This window comes from Streptomyces sp. A18, assembly GCF_059026065.1.
The window spans coordinates 16,724-32,663 of record NZ_JBWLKL010000032.1 but is presented as its reverse complement, the minus strand read 5'-3'; the positions used below and the strand labels follow the sequence as shown (position 1 = coordinate 32,663).

Annotated in this window: 20 protein-coding genes and 1 riboswitch; of the genes, 11 read left to right on the top strand and 9 right to left on the bottom strand. The window is 70.8% G+C overall.

The genetic code is table 11. The annotated features are described in order from the left end of the window. Window positions 1-3 precede the first annotated feature (3 nt). From AC5P1C_RS33430 to AC5P1C_RS33410, 5 genes are all read right to left on the bottom strand, one after another. Entirely contained in the window at window positions 4-828 is an 825-nt protein-coding gene (locus AC5P1C_RS33430; RefSeq protein WP_493869716.1) for a GvpL/GvpF family gas vesicle protein, read from the bottom strand. Further along, window positions 825-1,250 carry a gas vesicle structural protein GvpA gene (locus AC5P1C_RS33425; RefSeq protein WP_493869715.1) on the bottom strand — a complete coding sequence of 142 codons (426 nt, stop codon included), beginning with the start codon at window positions 1,248-1,250 and terminating at the stop codon, window positions 825-827. The genes AC5P1C_RS33430 and AC5P1C_RS33425 overlap by 4 nt, the downstream gene beginning before the upstream one ends. Before the next feature lie 113 nt (window positions 1,251-1,363). Beyond that, on the bottom strand, window positions 1,364-1,732 hold the full coding sequence (locus tag AC5P1C_RS33420) for a gas vesicle protein GvpO (RefSeq protein ID WP_493869774.1): 369 nt from the start codon (window positions 1,730-1,732) through the stop codon (window positions 1,364-1,366). A gap of 92 nt (window positions 1,733-1,824) precedes the next feature. Then, window positions 1,825-2,244, bottom strand: coding sequence for a phage holin family protein (locus AC5P1C_RS33415; protein WP_493869714.1), 420 nt, complete (start codon window positions 2,242-2,244; stop codon window positions 1,825-1,827). Continuing rightward, window positions 2,195-3,757 carry an amidase gene (locus AC5P1C_RS33410; protein WP_493869713.1) on the bottom strand — a complete coding sequence of 521 codons (1,563 nt, stop codon included), beginning with the start codon at window positions 3,755-3,757 and terminating at the stop codon, window positions 2,195-2,197. Before AC5P1C_RS33410 ends, AC5P1C_RS33415 begins: the two co-directional genes overlap by 50 nt. A 242-nt stretch (window positions 3,758-3,999) precedes the next feature. Here AC5P1C_RS33410 and AC5P1C_RS33405 point away from each other — a divergent pair, with 242 nt between their 5' ends. From AC5P1C_RS33405 to AC5P1C_RS33390, 4 genes are all read left to right on the top strand, one after another. Continuing rightward, window positions 4,000-4,635: an ATP-dependent Clp protease proteolytic subunit gene (locus tag AC5P1C_RS33405; RefSeq protein ID WP_493869712.1), complete on the top strand. Its 636-nt coding sequence runs from the start codon at window positions 4,000-4,002 to the stop codon at window positions 4,633-4,635. A gap of 7 nt (window positions 4,636-4,642) precedes the next feature. Then, window positions 4,643-4,951 carry a hypothetical protein gene (locus AC5P1C_RS33400; protein WP_493869711.1) on the top strand — a complete coding sequence of 103 codons (309 nt, stop codon included), beginning with the start codon at window positions 4,643-4,645 and terminating at the stop codon, window positions 4,949-4,951. A 364-nt stretch (window positions 4,952-5,315) separates the two neighbouring features. After that, window positions 5,316-5,479: riboswitch (cyclic di-AMP (ydaO/yuaA leader) on the top strand. A gap of 3 nt (window positions 5,480-5,482) precedes the next feature. Next, the gene (locus AC5P1C_RS33395; protein ID WP_493869710.1) at window positions 5,483-5,956 is read left to right on the top strand and encodes a C40 family peptidase; all 474 of its coding nucleotides are present in this window, start codon (window positions 5,483-5,485) and stop codon (window positions 5,954-5,956) included. A gap of 166 nt (window positions 5,957-6,122) precedes the next feature. Continuing rightward, on the top strand, window positions 6,123-6,677 hold the full coding sequence (locus AC5P1C_RS33390) for a DUF6328 family protein (RefSeq protein WP_493869709.1): 555 nt from the start codon (window positions 6,123-6,125) through the stop codon (window positions 6,675-6,677). Here the strand turns inward: AC5P1C_RS33390 and AC5P1C_RS33385 are convergent. Then, the gene (locus AC5P1C_RS33385; RefSeq protein ID WP_493869708.1) at window positions 6,655-7,284 is read right to left on the bottom strand and encodes a LysE family translocator; all 630 of its coding nucleotides are present in this window, start codon (window positions 7,282-7,284) and stop codon (window positions 6,655-6,657) included. The genes AC5P1C_RS33390 and AC5P1C_RS33385 overlap by 23 nt on opposite strands. Window positions 7,285-7,409: 125 nt before the next feature. On the opposite strand from AC5P1C_RS33385, the gene AC5P1C_RS33380 reads away from it, so the two are divergent. Then, complete coding sequence (locus tag AC5P1C_RS33380; RefSeq protein ID WP_493869707.1) at window positions 7,410-8,339, top strand: LysR family transcriptional regulator; 930 nt, start codon at window positions 7,410-7,412, stop codon at window positions 8,337-8,339. Here AC5P1C_RS33380 and AC5P1C_RS33375 read toward each other — a convergent pair. Continuing rightward, window positions 8,328-8,795 carry an ATP-binding protein gene (locus AC5P1C_RS33375; protein WP_493869706.1) on the bottom strand — a complete coding sequence of 156 codons (468 nt, stop codon included), beginning with the start codon at window positions 8,793-8,795 and terminating at the stop codon, window positions 8,328-8,330. The two genes, AC5P1C_RS33380 and AC5P1C_RS33375, sit on opposite strands and share 12 nt — an antisense overlap. Window positions 8,796-9,066: 271 nt before the next feature. Here AC5P1C_RS33375 and AC5P1C_RS33370 point away from each other — a divergent pair, with 271 nt between their 5' ends. Both AC5P1C_RS33370 and AC5P1C_RS33365 read left to right on the top strand, forming a co-directional pair. Further along, window positions 9,067-9,927 carry a helix-turn-helix domain-containing protein gene (locus tag AC5P1C_RS33370; RefSeq protein ID WP_493869705.1) on the top strand — a complete coding sequence of 287 codons (861 nt, stop codon included), beginning with the start codon at window positions 9,067-9,069 and terminating at the stop codon, window positions 9,925-9,927. A 9-nt stretch (window positions 9,928-9,936) separates the two neighbouring features. Then, window positions 9,937-10,161, top strand: a complete 225-nt coding sequence (locus tag AC5P1C_RS33365; RefSeq protein WP_493869704.1) for a DUF397 domain-containing protein — start codon at window positions 9,937-9,939, stop codon at window positions 10,159-10,161. Here AC5P1C_RS33365 and AC5P1C_RS33360 read toward each other — a convergent pair. Then, window positions 10,120-11,304 (bottom strand): 8-amino-7-oxononanoate synthase, encoded by a 1,185-nt coding sequence (locus AC5P1C_RS33360; RefSeq protein WP_493869703.1) that lies wholly within the window; start codon window positions 11,302-11,304, stop codon window positions 10,120-10,122. The genes AC5P1C_RS33365 and AC5P1C_RS33360 overlap by 42 nt on opposite strands. Window positions 11,305-11,467: 163 nt before the next feature. On the opposite strand from AC5P1C_RS33360, the gene bioB reads away from it, so the two are divergent. The 4 genes from bioB (at window position 11,468) to AC5P1C_RS33340 (ending at window position 15,544) form a co-directional block, all read left to right on the top strand. After that, complete coding sequence (gene bioB, locus AC5P1C_RS33355) at window positions 11,468-12,688, top strand: biotin synthase BioB (protein WP_493869702.1); 1,221 nt, start codon at window positions 11,468-11,470, stop codon at window positions 12,686-12,688. Continuing rightward, on the top strand, window positions 12,681-13,970 hold the full coding sequence (locus AC5P1C_RS33350) for an adenosylmethionine--8-amino-7-oxononanoate transaminase (protein WP_493869701.1): 1,290 nt from the start codon (window positions 12,681-12,683) through the stop codon (window positions 13,968-13,970). The genes bioB and AC5P1C_RS33350 overlap by 8 nt, the downstream gene beginning before the upstream one ends. A 6-nt stretch (window positions 13,971-13,976) precedes the next feature. Then, the gene (bioD, locus tag AC5P1C_RS33345) at window positions 13,977-14,723 is read left to right on the top strand and encodes a dethiobiotin synthase (RefSeq protein ID WP_493869700.1); all 747 of its coding nucleotides are present in this window, start codon (window positions 13,977-13,979) and stop codon (window positions 14,721-14,723) included. Window positions 14,724-14,872: 149 nt separating this feature from the next. Beyond that, on the top strand, window positions 14,873-15,544 hold the full coding sequence (locus tag AC5P1C_RS33340; protein WP_493869699.1) for a class I SAM-dependent methyltransferase: 672 nt from the start codon (window positions 14,873-14,875) through the stop codon (window positions 15,542-15,544). A 21-nt stretch (window positions 15,545-15,565) separates the two neighbouring features. Here the strand turns inward: AC5P1C_RS33340 and AC5P1C_RS33335 are convergent, their stop codons facing one another. Beyond that, complete coding sequence (locus tag AC5P1C_RS33335; protein ID WP_493869698.1) at window positions 15,566-15,928, bottom strand: VOC family protein; 363 nt, start codon at window positions 15,926-15,928, stop codon at window positions 15,566-15,568. Between the last annotated feature and the right edge of the window lie 12 nt (window positions 15,929-15,940).

Here is a 15,940-nt window from a genome sequence, read left to right as displayed (position 1 = left end):
GGCTCACTCCCGGCCGGTCCGCGAACCCATGGCATCCGAACCCATGGCATCCGAGCCCGAGGCTTGCGAACCCGTGGGCTCCTGCGTGGCCCCCGTCGGCTCGGAGGGCCCCGGTTCCACGAAGCTGTAGGGCGGCAGCGGGCCGTTGACGCGCAGCTCGACGTGCGGATGGCTCTTGCGTGCCTCTTCGACGGCGGCAAGGAACACCTCCGCCGACTCGCGCTCCACCAGGAACGACAGGTTGGCCAGCCAGCCCGTGGACTCGGGGCCCACGCTGACGGCGTGCGCAGTCGGCTCCAGGGCGCGGTGCAGTTCCACCGCGTCCTCGGCCTCGCGGGCCTGGAGCGCGGCCACCACCATCTCGCCGAGTTGCAGCTTCTGCTCGTAACTGCCGCCGCCCGCCTGCCGGTTAGCTTCGGCGAGCGCCTGCACCTCGGGGTTGTCCGCCATCACGCGGTGCAGGGCGGCCTGTTCGTCGTGGCTGGCCTTGACGTTGTACTCGACCTTGCCCGCAAGTGCCGTGAGCCGCTCGTGGTAGTGCGCGGCGCGTTCCGCGAGGACGCTCGTGACGGCCGTGTCGTCCGGGGCCACGTTGCCGAACCGCATGGGCAGGACCGGCCCCGCCGCGCCCGCCTCGCTCAGGACGTTCTGATGGGCCAGCAGGTCGTTGCGCTTGGCGCGCAGCCCTTCGGGCGCTTCACTGACGATGGCCGCCAGGTCGCCTTCCGTGATGACGCGCACGGGGCGTGCCGGCTTTCCCACTCCGTCCATGCCCTCGGGGAGCGACGGGTGCGAACTGGCGGCGATGCCATAGACGTACGTACTCATTCCTGCTCCTCCTTCCTCCGCGCGGACGTGCTCTTGCGGGCGCGCGGGCGGGGCTCCGACTGGCTCTCTTCACGGGACTGCTTGAACGCGTCGGAGATGGTCTCGGCGGCACCGGACAGCGCGCCCTTGGACTTTCCGCGGGCGCCCGATTCGGTGATCTCGCCCACGAGGTCGGGGAGTCCGGGGTCCTTGTGCGGGCCCGACTCCAGGTCGAGGCGGTTGCAGGCCTCGGCGAAGCGCAGATAGGTGTCGACGCTGGCGACGACCACGCGTACGTCGATCTTCAGGATCTCGATGCCTACGATCGAGACGCGCACGAAGGCGTCGATCACCAGACCGCGGTCGAGTACGAGCTCCAGGACGTCGTAGAGGCCACTGGAGCCACCCGATCCGCCGGACTGCTGTGCAGGGACGACGGTCATGTCGACCGGCCCTCCTTGTGTGTTTGAAGTCTGTGATGGACAGGACTGCGGATGATTGACCGGACCGCGGATGACCGGATGGCGGAACCGCGGAATCCCGCACGGAGCGGGCTCTAACGGCCGCCGGCCTTGTGGGAGTCGGCGCGCCCGCGTTCGTAGCGACGGATGCGCCGGTAGCCCAGCAGCTCGCCCTGTGGGTCGCACTCGACCCGATAGCTCGCGAGGAGACTCATCGTGTCCGGGACCCGGGTGAGTTCCAGGACCTCGATCTCCAATGTCCATCCGTCATCGGTCTGTTCGAACGACGACACGGACTCGGCGGCCATCCCGGTGAGCTCGGCGAGCTGGGCGCGCGCGGTGCGCAGCACCTCCATGGGGCCCGGTCGGCGGTTCGCCCGTCCGCTGTCCGTGGGTTCAGCTGAACTCTTCGCGTTCTGTGAACGCGTCCGCTTCTTCTCTGGATCTGACGATGTGTTCAATATGGCCACCTCGCACCGACGAGTGGCCCATAAGCCGTCGGCCAAACCTCGTGAGCCAGGTCACTCGAGCCGGGTCGCTCAACGGGCCGACCGGCTCACTGGCCCCAGCGGTGCGGCACCTCAGGGGCGACCTCAGGGTCCACGCCGCCCGAGCGCGTCGCGCCCACGGTCGGCGGCACCACCGGCTTTTCAGGGGTCGGCGACGACGCGGGCGGAGAGGCCACGGAAGGACGCGCCGCACCCCGCAGCAAGTAGGCCACGACACCGAGGATCACCGCGGTGATCAGCGCGGCGACCCAGTCAGGCAGCCCAAGCGCCAGCGCGAGGCCGATGGCGAGCGCCAGCGCGGCACCCGCGTAGAGGCCCACGGCCCCCGCCCCCGCGTACAGCGCGGCCTTGCGGCGCTGTTTGCGTGTCTGCTCCCGCAGTTCGTCCCGTACGGCCTCGCGGGCGGCCCGGGTCAGTTCATCGACGAGGCTCTTGTCCAGATGCTCCAAATGCTCCAAGCGATTCATTGCGGCCGGGTACCCGGCCGTCCGGACGCGTAACGCCGGCCGCCGGACGCGTAACGCGGGCCTCCGGCCTGCGCTCGCCGTGCCGCGTGGCCTGCTCGAAGGCGTGGCCGATCTGCAGGACCCGCAGGTCGGCGCGGTGCGGCCCGACGATCTGCAGCCCGACCGGCAGTCCGCCCGGGGTGAATCCGGCGGGCACGGACAGGGCCGGGCTGCCGGTCGCGGACACCAGGTAGGCCGAGCGCATCCAGTCCAGATAGTCACTCATCGACACCCCGTCGACCTCGGCCGGGTACTCCAACTCCACGGGGAAGGGAGTGACTTGGCTGGTCGGAAGGATCAGCGCGTCGTACCGCTCGAAGAACTCCCGCACACGGTGGAAGAGTTCGGCGTGCAGCACGGTGGCCCGTTCCAGATCGGTGCCGGTGAGCGTGCGTCCCTGCCGTACGTTCCGGACGAGGCTGGGCTTCATCCGGTCCGGATCGGTCTCCAGGAGCGCGCCGAGCGCCAGGTGGAACTGCCAGGCGCGGAAGGTCCGGAACACCTCGTCGGCGCCGGACAGTTCGGGGCACGCCTCCTCGACCGCGCACCCCAGGTCGGCGAAGACCGTCACGGCGGGCGCGAGCACATCGGTGACCTCGCGGTCGACCGGCACCGCTCCCCCCAGGTCCGGCGACCAGGCGATCCGAAGGCCCGTCAGGTCCCGTTCCAGCGGACCGGCGAAGGTGCTTCCCGGCGTCTCCAGGGCGATCGGCGAGCGCGGGTCGGGACCGGCGACGACGGACAACAACAGCGCCGCGTCGGCGACCGTGCGCGCCATCGGCCCCTGCACGGACATCGTTGCCCAGGGGGCGGTGTCCGGCCAGCTCGGCACCCGGCCCGGCGAGGGGCGCAGACCCACCACGTTGCAGAACGACGCCGGGTTGCGCAGTGAACCGCCCATGTCGCTTCCGTCGGCCAGGGGATGCATGCCGCACGCGAGCGCTGCCGCCGCTCCCCCGCTGCTGCCGCCCGCCGACCGCCCGAGGTCGTACGGGTTGCGGGTGGCCCCGAAGACAGGGTTGAAGGTGTGCGAACCAGCCGCGAACTCGGGCACGTTGGTCTTGCCGATGGTGATCGCCCCGGCACCACGGATGCGTTCGACGATCAGCTCGTCGTGGTCCGGGACGTTGTCGGCGAGGAGCGGCGTCCCGTAGGTGGTGCGGATGCCGCGGGTGTCGTGGGTGTCCTTGTGGGCGACGGGCAGCCCGTGCAGCGAGCCCAACGGCTCGCCGCGAACGGTCTGTTCGTCGGCGGCTCGCGCCTCGTCCATGGCACGCTCGGCCGCCAGGGTCACCACGGCGTTCACCGCGCCGTTGACCTGCTCGATCCGGTCCAGGTGCGCCTGGACGACCTCGCGCGCGGACAGCTCACGGCTGCGGATCCTTGCGGCGAGTTCGCGGGCGGTGAGGTGCACGAGCCCGGCGGTTCGGTGGGCCTGGTGGGCTCGGTGGGCTCGGTGGGCTTCAGGGCTCATACGACGCTTTCGGCTCGGGCGGCTAGATCGCGACGAGGCGGAGTATGCCCACGTCGCCGCGCCGGGCATCCGGTCCCGGGCGCCGTGGCCCCCGCTTTCAGCGGGCGGCTGAATCACGGCGCATCGGTTGACTCCTGCGGATCACCCGAGCACGCTCACCATGACGACGTTCCGTACGTCCTGTACATTTTTTACAGGGAGCCTTGGGGAGTAGCCGACCCCCGACCGAGGAGAGACGTGCCATGAACCGACCGTTCGCCCGCTATGTCCTGCCCGAGATCACCGAGCGCACCAGCACGGGGCAGCGGAGCCTCGATCCGTACTCGAAGCTGCTCGAGGAGCGCATCGTCTTCCTGGGCACACCGATCGACGACACCTCGGCCAACGACGTGATGGCGCAGTTCATGCACCTCGAATACCTGGCGCCCGACCGCGACATCTCGCTCTACATCAACTCCCCCGGCGGCTCGTTCAGCGCCATGACCGCGATCTACGACACGATCCAGTTCGTCTCCTGCGACATCGAGACGACCTGTCTGGGGCAGGCCGCGTCGGCCGCCGCCGTCCTGCTGGCGGCGGGCACCCCCGGCAAGCGGTTCGCGCTGCCCGGCGCCCGGGTGCTGATCCACCAGCCGTCGGTCGCCGAGCCGATCCAGGGCCAGGCGACCGACTTGGCGATCCAGGCCGACGAACTCCTGCGCACGCGCGCGCAGCTGGAGAAGCTGCTCGCCCAACACACGGGCCAGAGCCCCGAGCGCGTCGCGGCCGACATCGAGCGGGACAAGATGCTCACCGCCGCCGAGGCGGTCGAATACGGCCTGGTGGACGGGATCATCGCGAGCCGCAAGTCGTCCCCGCGCACCCCGGACGCGAGGTGATCCGCCGATGCTGCCGCCCGAACTTCCGCCGCTGCCCGCACTCACCCGCGCCGAGGGCGAGTTGATCGACCGGTACCTCGAAGTGATCGATCTGCTGGGCCGGATCAACCCGGCCCGCGCCTCGGACACCTACGGCGGACTGCGTGCCGCCCAGGCCCTGGTCGGCAAGGCGACCGCCCTGCGGGACGCGCTGGCGGTCATGCACCAGCGGGGCGAGAGCGCCGTGCACGCCCCGACGTTGGCCCGTGCGCTGCGTGTGCTGGACGGCGAGCGGCGCGCGGAACGGGTCACCATGCCGCCCTCATCGGCTTCCTGAGTGCCCATCACCACGGCTCCCCAACTCCGCACCGTCCGGGGCGGATCTCAAACGAACCAAACGGGCTACCTCGTTCGGCGTAGACATTCCTCCTTCTTTGGACTGCCTTCAGTTGCGTCAGATGTGTACGCGATGGCCGGAATTACTCGTTCCGGTGCTGGTCGAACGATCGTCGGGTCCCTCGATCCGACCCCGAATCCGACCGTGTCCACCCGAACGGTTCAGCCGTGAGGAACCTCATAAAACGCCGTTTCGGCTCGGAATTCGGGCCCTCGGCGGGTCAAGATCCCTTCCGACGACAAGCCCCCGCCACAGCGGCGGGGCGGTCCGGGCGGACGCCGAGTCCTGCCGCCGCCCGGATGACCGGTCGACATCGGTGCATCGGCAGGAGTGGAGGACCCAGGCATGACGGGTCGGTCCGGAAGGTCCGGACGCCGACCCTTGGGGTGAAGCCGCACACCGCGGCCGGGCAACTTTGTCAGCCCGAATCCGACAGGTCATCCTTCACAGGCGGCTGACGAAGGGTTGCGCATGACCGCGCTGAATCATGTTCCGTCGCTGCTCACCAGGGCCGGTTCCGCATCGGCCCTCACGCTCGCCCTCGTGGGCGGCACGCTCGTGGCCCCAGGGCTCACGACGGAAGCAGAGGCCGCGACACACGGAACGAAGGCGCTCAAGATCGCCGCTTCCAAGAAGGGCTCCCCGTACCGCTACGGAGCGGCGGGGCCGAACCGGTTCGACTGCTCGGGTCTGACGCTCTACTCGTTCAAGCGCGCGGGCAAGAAGCTCCCGCGCACCGCCGCGCAGCAGTACAACAAGACCCGCCACATCTCGGCGTCGAACCGCACCCGCGGCGATCTGGTCTTCTTCGGCTCCGGGCGGAACATCTACCACGTGGGCATCTACGCCGGGAAGGGCCGCATCTGGCACGCCCCCAAGTCGAACACCGTGGTGCGCCTCGAGAAGATCTGGACGAAGAACGTCTCGTACGGCCGGGTGCGCTGACCGCCCGTCACCGACCGCCGTCACTGACCGCCCATCACTGACCGCGGAGGACAGACCTGTCGGAGGGCGGTGGCGGTGGCCGTACGGCTGCTGCCGCCGCTCGACCGGCCCTGCGGTCGGCGCGCCCGCCATGCGTGGAGCACGTCGACGCGGATACTCGGGCGCCATGTCCGAAAACAACGGTTCCCACTCCACGGGCAAGTACTCCGACGCCCGCAACGAGACCACGTTCGAACGAGCCGACCGCAATTTCTCCGAGATCCTCCAAGAGCTGCGCGTCACGCAGGCCGGGGTGCAGATCCTCTTCGCGTTCCTGTTGACGCTCGCCTTCACCGAGCGCTTTCCCTCGCTCGATACGGTGCAGCGCGCCACGTACGTGACCACGCTGCTCCTGGCCGTGCTCTCCGCCGCGCTGTTCACCGCGCCGGCCGCTGTGCACAGGTCGCTGTTCGGGCAGCACTCCAAGCCGCGGATCGTGCGGGTGTCCTCCCGGCTGGCCGGCATCGGCATGGTGGTCCTGGTGTTCGCGCTCGCCGGTTCCGTGCTGCTCGTCGTCGACGTGGCGGTGAGCCGCACCGCCGGGATCATCGCGAGTGCGGGCACGGCGCTGGTGTGCGCCGGCCTGTGGGGCCTGCTTCCCGTCCTGGTGCGCGGCGCGGGCAAGGACCGGGATCAGGACACCGACGCGTCGGACGACGTCAGGTCAGGACGGCCTCGGTGAGGAGCACCAGGCCCAGGACGCTGAGCGCGACACCTGTGCCGCCCTCGATCGCACGGGCCGTACGCGGCTCGCGCAGCCGGCGTCCGAGCCGGTCGACCAGGACCGCGACGACCGGGAACCACACCAGGGCAAGCGCCACGATGATGCACGCGAGCAGCAGGGTCCTGGGCATCGCCGGGGTGCCCGCGGGCACGAACTGTGGCAGCACGCTGAGGAAGGTGATGGGCGCCTTGGGGTTGAGGGCGTTGGTGAGGAAGCCCTGGCGCAGGCTGCCCCCGGCGGCCGGCCGCTCCCCGTCGTCCGGCGCGCCGAAGCTCTCCACCGGCCGCGCCGCCGACCGCAACGCGCGGTACCCGAGGTACAGCACGTAGCCGCCGCCCAGGATCTGCAGCGCCCGGAACAGCGTGGGAACGGCCGCGAGGACCGCCGCGACCCCGGCCACCGCGAGCGCCGTGTGCACCAGGAGCCCGCCCGCGACTCCGATCGCGCAGGCGACCCCCGCGCGGCGGGAGGCGAGGGCGTTGCGCACCACGACGGCGAAGTCGGCGCCCGGCATGGCGACCATGCCCGCTGCGACTCCGGTGAAGGCGACCAGTTCTGCGTCCATGGCCCCCACCCTGCCGTTCTTCTGCCTACAGCAGGTATGTGGAATATCCTGGGTCAGCCTTAAGCAGACGTTTAGCCCCATGCCGTCGGACGACCCGCCCGTCGGCTCCTGCACCGGGAGAGACCATGTACGACCCGACACGGCTCGCCGCGCTGGTGGCGGTCTCCGAGGCCGGGTCCATCACCCGCGCGGCCGAGCGCCTCGGCTACACCGTGCCCGCCCTCTCCCAGCAGCTGGCCAAGCTCGAACGGGAGGCGGGCACCGCGCTCCTGGTCCGCCACCATCGCGGGGCGCGGCTGACGGGCGCGGGCGAGCTGCTCCTCGCGCGGGCGCGCCGGGTCCTGGACGAGATGGAGCAGGCCCGCCACGAACTGGCCCAGCTGGCGGGCCTGTCCGGCGGCAGGCTGCGCGTGGGGACCTTCACGACCGCCGGGATCCATCTGGTGCCGCCCGCGCTGACCGCGTTCCGCCGCGCCCATCCGGACATCGATCTGACGGTACGGGGCTATGAACCGCCGCTCGGCGTCGCGGCCGTGGCGGCGGGCGAGGTCGACCTGGCCCTCACGCACACGTACGAGCCGGAGGATCCGGTGCCGCTGCCCGCGTCCGTGACCGCGGAGCCCGTCCTGGTCGAGGAGCTGGTCCTGGTGACCTCGCCCGGACACGCGCTCGGCAGCTCCTCGTCGCGGCTGCCCCTGACCGAGCTCGCCGGTCAGCCGCTGATCAGCATGGCGCCGACGCATCCGCCACGGCAGGGCGTGGAGTCCGCGCTCGTGCGGGCCGGGGCCGCGCCCTCCGTCCTGGTCGAGACCCCGAGCTACGCGCTGGTGTGCGCGCTGGTCAGCGCCGGGCTCGGCGTCGCCGTCGTACCGGAGATGGTGGCGCGGACGGCGGCCACCCCGGTGGGGGTCAGGCCACTGGAGCCGGGGGATCTGCGCCGCACGATCTCGGTCGTCCACCGCACGGACAAGCAGCATCCCGCTGCGGACACCTTCCGGGCCCTGCTCCGTGGCGCGTTCGGACGCTCGGCAGGCCCGGCGCTCTCAGCGGGGTGAGGGCCAGGCCGACGGAGCCTCTCTCAGGCCGCGGACCGGCGCGGTCCACGGCAGCGCGATCCAGACCGTCTTGCCGCCCTGGGGAGTAGGAGTGACCGACAGCCTGCCGCCGCACTCCATGGTCAACCAGCGGATGATCACCAGGCCCCGTCCGTTGTCCTGCTGGACTGCGGCGGGCAGCCGCTTGGGGTAGCGGGGGTGGCTGTCGGTGACGCCGATGCGCAGCTGCTCGTCCCGGTCGAGCTCGACGTCCACCGTGAAGGTGGGTGACTGGCCCCGGGTGTGCTGGACGGCGTTCGTCGCGAGTTCGGAGACGATGAGCCGGACCGTGTCGGCCTCTTCGGTCTCGCCCGAAAGGCCCCATTCGGTAAGGACGTTCGAGACGAACTTCCGGGCCGCAGAGACCGAGGCAGGATCGCTCGGCAGGGTGACGGATGCTTCCTGAAGGTCTGCCATGTCGACGCTGTCCCTTTCCCACCGGGGCTCGGCTCCGACTCGTAGCGGAAGGCACGAGGACAGTCCCGGACTGGTGCTTCGCGCCAGCCTGCCACTCCTGGGGTGCTCACAGGGGGTCATCCACCAAGATGTGCATATATCTGTCGCTCGAAGCGGTGAACTCTGCTACGAGAGACCGTATTTGGGCGGCAGGCTGCCGCTTCCTCTACTGTCGCCGGTGAGAAGGCCGGGGGAGGCCGAAAAGGGAGGCTCCGTCGGGAAGGAGACGGACATGCGGTATGGTCCCGCGGTGCGCCGCAGGAAACTCGGCGCCGAACTGCGTGCACTGCGCACGCTCGCCGGGCTCACCAGTGGCCAGGCGGCGGACCGGGTCGGCTGGCACCAGTCGAAGGTGAGCCGGATCGAGACGGGGCGTAGCAGCGTCAAGGCGGCCGACGTACGCCTGCTGCTCGAGGCGTACGAGGTGCAGGACCCTCAACTCCGTCAGTTACTGGTCGCGTTGGCGGGCTCGGACGACGACGGCGCACGCCGCCACTGGTGGCACGCTTATCGCGAGCTGCTGCCGCCGGCCTACCGCGACTTCATCAGCCTGGAATCACAGGCCTGTCGGATGCGCACCCTGGAGACCAACGTCGTGCCCGGCCTGCTGCAGACCCCGGACTACGCGCGTGCGGTGACGCGGGCCGCGCTCGACGGACTGCCGGACGACCAGGTGGACACACTGGTCGAGGTGCGTCTGGCGCGTCAGGACGTGCTGCGCGCGGCGCCGCCGCTGCGACTGAGCGTGATCCTGGACGAGGCGGTGCTGCACCGGCCGGTGGGCGGCAGTCAGGTGCTCACGGGTCAGTTGAAACGGTTACTTGAGGCCTCGCAGCTGCCCCATGTGCGACTTCAGGTGCTGCCATTCGCCGCCGGAGAGCATGTCGGCCTCATCGGATCTTTCGTTATTTTCTCATTTCCGAACATTGCTGATCTGGATGTGGTTGTTCTAGACCACTTGACGAGTAGCCTCTACCTCGAACGGAGAGAAGACCTTCAGGCATACACGGAGGCCTTCAACTCCCTTCAAGGAAAGGCACTTTCGCCCGAGGAATCAACGGATCACATCGCCGGGATAGGTGACGGCGCGTAAGGGGGCACCATGCCTGCACTGCCTCGACACGTACCTTCCAGCACATCTCTGCACGGCGCCCAGTGGCACCGCAGCAGCCGCAGCAACGGCATGAACAACTGTGTGGAGACAGCCCCGCTCGCTTCAGGGCCGAAGCAAGGGCTGCTCGCCGTGCGCGATTCGAAGAACACCGCAGGGCCCGCCCTGCTCTTCTCACCCGTCACATGGGGGGCCTTCGTCCACGGCCTCCGATGACTGTCGGGGTGCGCTGCGGCTGATCACTCGTACGGCATCGGCGATCTGTGCGTCGGTGAGATCCGCACGGGCGGTCAGCCGCAGCCGTGAGATGCCGTCGGGCACCGACGGCGGACGGAAGCAGCCGACGGCGAGGCCCGCGCCCCGGCAGTCGGCGGCCCACCGCACGGCGGCTTCCGGTGACGGCGCGCGCACGGAGACGACGGCGGCGTCGGGACGTACGGCGGAGAGGCCTTCCGCCGTGAGACGTATCTGCAGCTCGGCAGCGACCGCGCGGGCCCGTGCGGCGCGCTCGGGCTCCCTGCGAAGGAGCCGCAGGGCCGCCAGTGCCGCGCCGGCGGCGGCGGGGGCGAGACCGGTGTCAAAGATGAACGTTCGGGCCGTGTTGACCAGGTGGTCGATGACCTTGGCGGGGCCGAGGACCGCGCCGCCCTGGCTGCCGAAGGACTTCGACAGGGTGACCGTGGCCACGGTGTGGGCGGAGCCGGCGAGCCCGGCCGCCTGCGGGGCGCCTCGTCCGCCGTCGCCGAGCACACCGAGGCCATGGGCGTCGTCGACGACGAGCCCGGCACCGAACTCCCCACAAACGGAAGAGAGTTCGGTCAGTGAAGCCGCGTCGCCGTCGACCGAGAAGACCGTGTCCGACACCACGACCGCGGGACCGGCGTGCCCGTCAAGGCTCTTGCGCACCGCTTCGATGTCGGCGTGCGGCACCACCTGCGTCGTGCCGCGCGCGAGACGGCAGCCGTCGATCAGCGAGGCGTGATTGCCCGCGTCCGAGACGATCAGCGAGCCGTGCGGGGCGAGGGCGGTGACGGCGGCGAGGTTCGCCGCGTATCCGGAGGAGAGGACGAGGGCGGCCTCGAAGCCGCAGAACTCGGCGAGCTCGCGTTCCAGTTCCGCGTGCAGTTCGGTGGAGCCCGTCACCAGGCGGGAGCCGGTCGCCCCGCCGCCCCAGCGCCGGGCCGCGTCCGCCGCGCCGGCGGTGATCTCAGGGTGCCTGGCCAGGCCCAAGTAGTCGTTGCTCGCCAGGTCGAGGAGGCCGCCGGCGTCGGCGGGGCGGGGCCGCAGGGTGCGGACGAGCCCGGCCCTGGCGCGCAGGCTCGCCTGCTCGTCGATCCAGTCGAACGGCGAGCTCGCCATGAGGGTTCCTCCGGGGCGTCATCGGTGGCCGGTTTGTAGACAGTGCACAGACCCTAGCCGTCGGGCCACCGGGCCAGGATGTGGCAATACCCACACCTCTCAGCGTTTCTGTTGTGCGAACTCTCCTTGGAAAGGGAGGCTGTCTTACGTAAGGATCAGCGCCATGGATCTGCTGAACACGCTGGTGGACAAGGGGCTTCGGCGCGAGTTGCCGACCCGTGACGAGGCGCTGGCCGTGCTGGCCACCTCCGACGACGAGCTTCTCGACGTGGTCTCCGCCGCCGGGAAGGTACGGCGGCAGTGGTTCGGGCGGCGGGTGAAACTCAACTATCTGGTCAATCTCAAGTCGGGTCTCTGCCCGGAGGACTGTTCGTACTGTTCGCAGCGTCTGGGCTCGACGGCCGGCATCCTCAAGTACACCTGGCTGAAGCCCGACGAGGCCTCGCAGGCCGCGGCGGCCGGGGTGGCGGGCGGAGCCAAGCGGGTCTGTCTGGTGGCCAGCGGACGCGGGCCGACCGACCGCGACGTCGACCGGGTCTCGAAGACCATCGAGGCGATCAAGGAGAGCAACGAAGGCGTCGAGGTGTGCGCATGCCTGGGCCTGCTCTCCGCGGGCCAGGCGGACAAACTGCGCACGGCGGGCGCGGACGCGTACAACCACAACCTCAACACGTCCGAGGCGACGTACGGCGAGATCACCACGACCCACACGTACGCCGACCGCGTGGACACCGTGCAGCAGGCGCAGGCCGCGGGCCTCTCCGCCTGTTCGGGTCTGATCGCGGGCATGGGCGAGACGGACGAGGACCTCGTGGACGTGGTCTACGCGCTGCGCGACCTCGACCCCGACTCGGTGCCGGTCAACTTCCTGATCCCCTTCGAGGGCACCCCGCTGGCCAAGGAGTGGAACCTCACCCCGCAGCGCTGCCTGCGCATCCTGGCGATGGTCCGCTTCGTCTGCCCCGACGTGGAGGTACGCATCGCGGGCGGACGCGAGGTGCACCTGCGCACGATGCAACCCCTGGCGCTGCACCTCGCCAACTCGATCTTCCTGGGCGACTACCTGACCAGCGAGGGCCAGGCGGGCAAGACCGACCTGGAGATGATCGCTGACGCCGGTTTCGAGGTCGAGGGCACGGACACGGTCACGCTGCCGGAGCACCGCGCGGACGCGCTCGCCGCGGCGGGGTGCGGATCCCACGGGGACAGCGGTGGCGGGTGCGGGCCTTGCGGTTCTTCCACGCCGTCCGAGCCGTCCGCTGAGACGGCTGAGGTTTCCGAGGTTGTTGAGGTTTCGGAGGTCGTTGAGGTTTCCGAGGCGCGCACGGACCTGGTGGCGGTACGCCGTCGGGGCGCGGGAACGGATCTCGCGCCCAATGCCTGACCTCTCCGTGCCCGAACTGCTCGACCTCGACCGCCGTCACGTGTGGCACCCGTACGGTCCCATGCCCGGCCGCCAGGAGCCTCTGGTCGTCGAGTCGGCGAGCGGCGTGCGGCTCCGACTCGCGGGCGACGCGGGCGAGTTGGTCGACGGCATGTCGTCCTGGTGGTCGGCGATCCACGGCTACAACCACCCCGTGCTCAACGACGCGGTGCGCGGTCAGCTGGACAAGATGAGCCACGTCATGTTCGGCGGGCTCACCCATGAGCCCGCCGTCCGCCTGGCGAAGCACCTTGTCGACGTGTCGCCGGAGGGCCTCGAGCACGTCTTCCTCGCGGACTCGGGTTCGGTGTCGGTCGAGGTCGCGGTCAAGATGTGCCTGCAGCACTGGCGCTCGCTGGGCCGCCCGGCCAAGCGGCGGCTGCTGACCTGGCGGGGCGGCTACCACGGGGACACCTGGCAGCCCATGTCGGTGTGCGACCCCGAGGGCGGCATGCACGAGCTGTGGCAGGGGGCGCTGCCCGTGCAGGTGTTCGCACAGGCACCGCCGACGGGTTATGAGGCGTACGACGACGCGTACGCCGAGCACCTCCGGGAGCTGATCGGGCGCCACGCCGACGAGCTGGCCGCCGTGATCGTGGAGCCGGTGGTGCAGGGCGCCGGCGGCATGCGGTTCCACTCCCCCACGTACCTGCGGGTGTTGCGGGAGGCCTGCGACGAGCACGACGTGCTGCTCGTGTTCGACGAGATCGCCACGGGCTTCGGCCGCACCGGCACGCTGTTCGCCGCGGACCACGCGGGCGTCACGCCCGATGTGATGTGCCTGGGCAAGGCGCTGACCGGCGGCTATATGACGCTGGCGGCCACGCTGTGCACGGCGCGGGTCGCGGACGGCATCTCGCGGGGCGAGGTGCCCGTCCTGGCCCACGGCCCGACGTTCATGGGCAATCCGCTCGCCGCCGCGGTGGCCTGCGCCTCCATCGAGCTGCTGATCGGGCAGGACTGGCAGACCGAGGTCAAGCGCATCGAGACGGGCCTGCGCGACACCCTCGCCGAGGCGGCGGGGCTGCCGGGCGTGCGGGACGTACGGGTGCTCGGCGCGATCGGCGTCGTACAGCTCGACCACGACGTGGACATGGCGGCGGCCACGCGTGCCGCGACACGCGAGGGGGTGTGGGTGCGGCCGTTCCGCGACCTCATCTACACGATGCCGCCGTTCGTCACGAGCGACGACGACGTGGCACGGATCGGGCGCGCGGTGTGCGCGGCGGCAAGGGAGGGCTGAGCAGACATGACGGTCATCGTGGTGTCCGGGACGGGCACCGAGATCGGCAAGACGGTGACCACGGCCGCCGTGGCCGCCCTCGCGCTCGCCGCGGGGCGCAGCGTCGCGGTGCTCAAGCCCGCGCAGACGGGGGTGGCGCCCGGCGAGCCTGGCGACGCGCAGGAGGTGACGCGTCTGGCGGGCGACGAGATCACCACCCTCGAACTCGCCCGCTTTCCGGAGCCGTTGGCGCCGAACACCGCGGCGCGGCGGGCGGGCATGGCGCCGGTGCGCCCGTACGAGGTGGCCGAGGCGGCGCAGAAACTCGCGACGGAGCACGACCTGGTCCTCGTCGAGGGCGCGGGCGGCCTGCTCGTCCGCTACGACGACGAGGGCGCCACCCTCGCCGACGCCGCGCGCCTCCTCGATGCGCCGGTCCTGGTGGTGGCGCCGGCGGGCCTGGGCACACTGAACGCGACGGCACTCACCACGGAAGCACTACGGGCCCGCGACCTGACCCCCCTCGGCGTCACGATCGGCAGCTGGCCCACCACACCGGACCTGGCAGCCCACTGCAACCTGGCGGACCTCCCGGAGGCCGCGGGCGCACCCCTGCTGGGGGCGGTACCAGAGGGGGCGGGCTCCCTGCCGCGCACCGCCTTCCGCACCCGGGCGGGAAGCTGGCTCGGCCCGGAACTGGGCGGCACGTGGGACGGAGCGGCGTTCGCTGCGCGCGAGGTGCCGGATGGGTCTGGGGTGGGATCGACGCACTGAGGGCTCCGGATCGGGACTCGCGGAGGCCGAACGCCCCGTAGGTGGGGCGGTTCCGGGCCGTCCGGCGCCAGTCGTTCGCGTCGGCGTGGGGAAAAACCGCCGTGCCGGGGCACCATTGCGGTATCCGCTCGCCCCGTCGAGGAGGGCCCATGTCACCTCGTTCCGCCAAGGCAGCGTCCCGGGACGCCGTGCACCACCCCGTATTCGCCCGTTTCTACGCCCGTCAGAGCGTGGCCGCCGAGCGCGTTGTCGCCGCGTACCGCAAGGAACTCCTCGCCGGTCTCTCCGGGCGCGTGATCGAGGTCGGCGCGGGGAACGGGCTGAACTTCGCGCACTACCCGGAAGCGGTCTCCGAGGTCGTGGCCATCGAACCCGAGCGCACTCTGCGGCAGTTGGCCGCGTCCGCGGCCGTGCGGGCCGACGTACCGGTCGACGTCGTGCCCGGCGCCGCCGAGGCGCTGCCCGTCAAGAGCGAGGCCTTCGACGGCGCCGTGGCCTCGCTGGTGCTGTGCAGCGTGCGGGACGTGCCCCGCGCCCTGGGCGAGCTGCGTCGCGTCCTGCGGCCCGGCGGCGAGCTGCGGTTCTTCGAGCACGGCGTGGCTCCGGGCGCGGGCATGGCAAGGGCGCAGCGCGCCCTGGACCGCACCGTCTGGCCCCTGCTCTTCGGCGGCTGTCACGTCGCACGGGACACGGTGGCCGCCCTGCGCGCCGCGGGCTTCGAACTCGGCCCGTACCGTCGTCTTTTGGTGCCTCCGAGGGGCCCGAAGCTGCCCACCTCGTACTGCGTGCTCGGCACGGCCCGGCGGCCGAAGAGCGACTGACGACAGCGGCGGGCAGGAACGTCAGATGACCTGCGTGAGGTTGACCGCGTTGCCGTCCGGGTCCTTGATGTGCGCGACACGCTGCCCCCACGGCATGTCGTTGGCGGGGCCAAGCGCTTCGCCGCCCAGGGATTCGACCCGCTCGAGGAGGTCGTCCACCGCCTCCACCGCCACGCTCAGCAGAATCCGCTGCGGCGTGCCGAGCGGGATACTCGTGTCCGAGACGACGCCGAGCTCCGCGTCACCGATGCGCAGGTCCACGAAGAACGCGGGTCCGTCCTCCGGGGTCCTCGACACCTCCTTGGCGCCGAGCAGTTCCTGGTAGAACCGCAGCAGGCGGTCGAGATCAGGAGTGATGATCATCGGCTGGATGGCGGCTGGCATGGCGTCCTCCTG

What these genes read in the sequence shown, in the direction of transcription:
- bioB (WP_493869702.1), top strand. Translation starts at nt 11,468, where the DNA reads ATGGATCTGCTGAACACGCTGGTGGACAAGGGGCTTCGGCGCGAGTTG.
- AC5P1C_RS33350 (WP_493869701.1), top strand. Translation starts at nt 12,681, where the DNA reads ATGCCTGACCTCTCCGTGCCCGAACTGCTCGACCTCGACCGCCGTCAC.
- AC5P1C_RS33415 (WP_493869714.1), bottom strand. Translation starts at nt 2,244, where the DNA reads ATGAATCGCTTGGAGCATTTGGAGCATCTGGACAAGAGCCTCGTCGAT.
- AC5P1C_RS33400 (WP_493869711.1), top strand. Translation starts at nt 4,643, where the DNA reads ATGCTGCCGCCCGAACTTCCGCCGCTGCCCGCACTCACCCGCGCCGAG.
- AC5P1C_RS33335 (WP_493869698.1), bottom strand. Translation starts at nt 15,928, where the DNA reads ATGCCAGCCGCCATCCAGCCGATGATCATCACTCCTGATCTCGACCGC.
- AC5P1C_RS33340 (WP_493869699.1), top strand. Translation starts at nt 14,873, where the DNA reads ATGTCACCTCGTTCCGCCAAGGCAGCGTCCCGGGACGCCGTGCACCAC.
- AC5P1C_RS33395 (WP_493869710.1), top strand. Translation starts at nt 5,483, where the DNA reads ATGACCGCGCTGAATCATGTTCCGTCGCTGCTCACCAGGGCCGGTTCC.
- AC5P1C_RS33375 (WP_493869706.1), bottom strand. Translation starts at nt 8,795, where the DNA reads ATGGCAGACCTTCAGGAAGCATCCGTCACCCTGCCGAGCGATCCTGCC.
- AC5P1C_RS33405 (WP_493869712.1), top strand. Translation starts at nt 4,000, where the DNA reads ATGAACCGACCGTTCGCCCGCTATGTCCTGCCCGAGATCACCGAGCGC.
- AC5P1C_RS33390 (WP_493869709.1), top strand. Translation starts at nt 6,123, where the DNA reads ATGTCCGAAAACAACGGTTCCCACTCCACGGGCAAGTACTCCGACGCC.
- AC5P1C_RS33410 (WP_493869713.1), bottom strand. Translation starts at nt 3,757, where the DNA reads ATGAGCCCTGAAGCCCACCGAGCCCACCGAGCCCACCAGGCCCACCGA.
- AC5P1C_RS33425 (WP_493869715.1), bottom strand. Translation starts at nt 1,250, where the DNA reads ATGACCGTCGTCCCTGCACAGCAGTCCGGCGGATCGGGTGGCTCCAGT.
- AC5P1C_RS33365 (WP_493869704.1), top strand. Translation starts at nt 9,937, where the DNA reads ATGCCTGCACTGCCTCGACACGTACCTTCCAGCACATCTCTGCACGGC.
- AC5P1C_RS33380 (WP_493869707.1), top strand. Translation starts at nt 7,410, where the DNA reads ATGTACGACCCGACACGGCTCGCCGCGCTGGTGGCGGTCTCCGAGGCC.
- bioD (WP_493869700.1), top strand. Translation starts at nt 13,977, where the DNA reads ATGACGGTCATCGTGGTGTCCGGGACGGGCACCGAGATCGGCAAGACG.
- AC5P1C_RS33430 (WP_493869716.1), bottom strand. Translation starts at nt 828, where the DNA reads ATGAGTACGTACGTCTATGGCATCGCCGCCAGTTCGCACCCGTCGCTC.
- AC5P1C_RS33385 (WP_493869708.1), bottom strand. Translation starts at nt 7,284, where the DNA reads ATGGACGCAGAACTGGTCGCCTTCACCGGAGTCGCAGCGGGCATGGTC.
- AC5P1C_RS33370 (WP_493869705.1), top strand. Translation starts at nt 9,067, where the DNA reads ATGCGGTATGGTCCCGCGGTGCGCCGCAGGAAACTCGGCGCCGAACTG.
- AC5P1C_RS33360 (WP_493869703.1), bottom strand. Translation starts at nt 11,304, where the DNA reads ATGGCGAGCTCGCCGTTCGACTGGATCGACGAGCAGGCGAGCCTGCGC.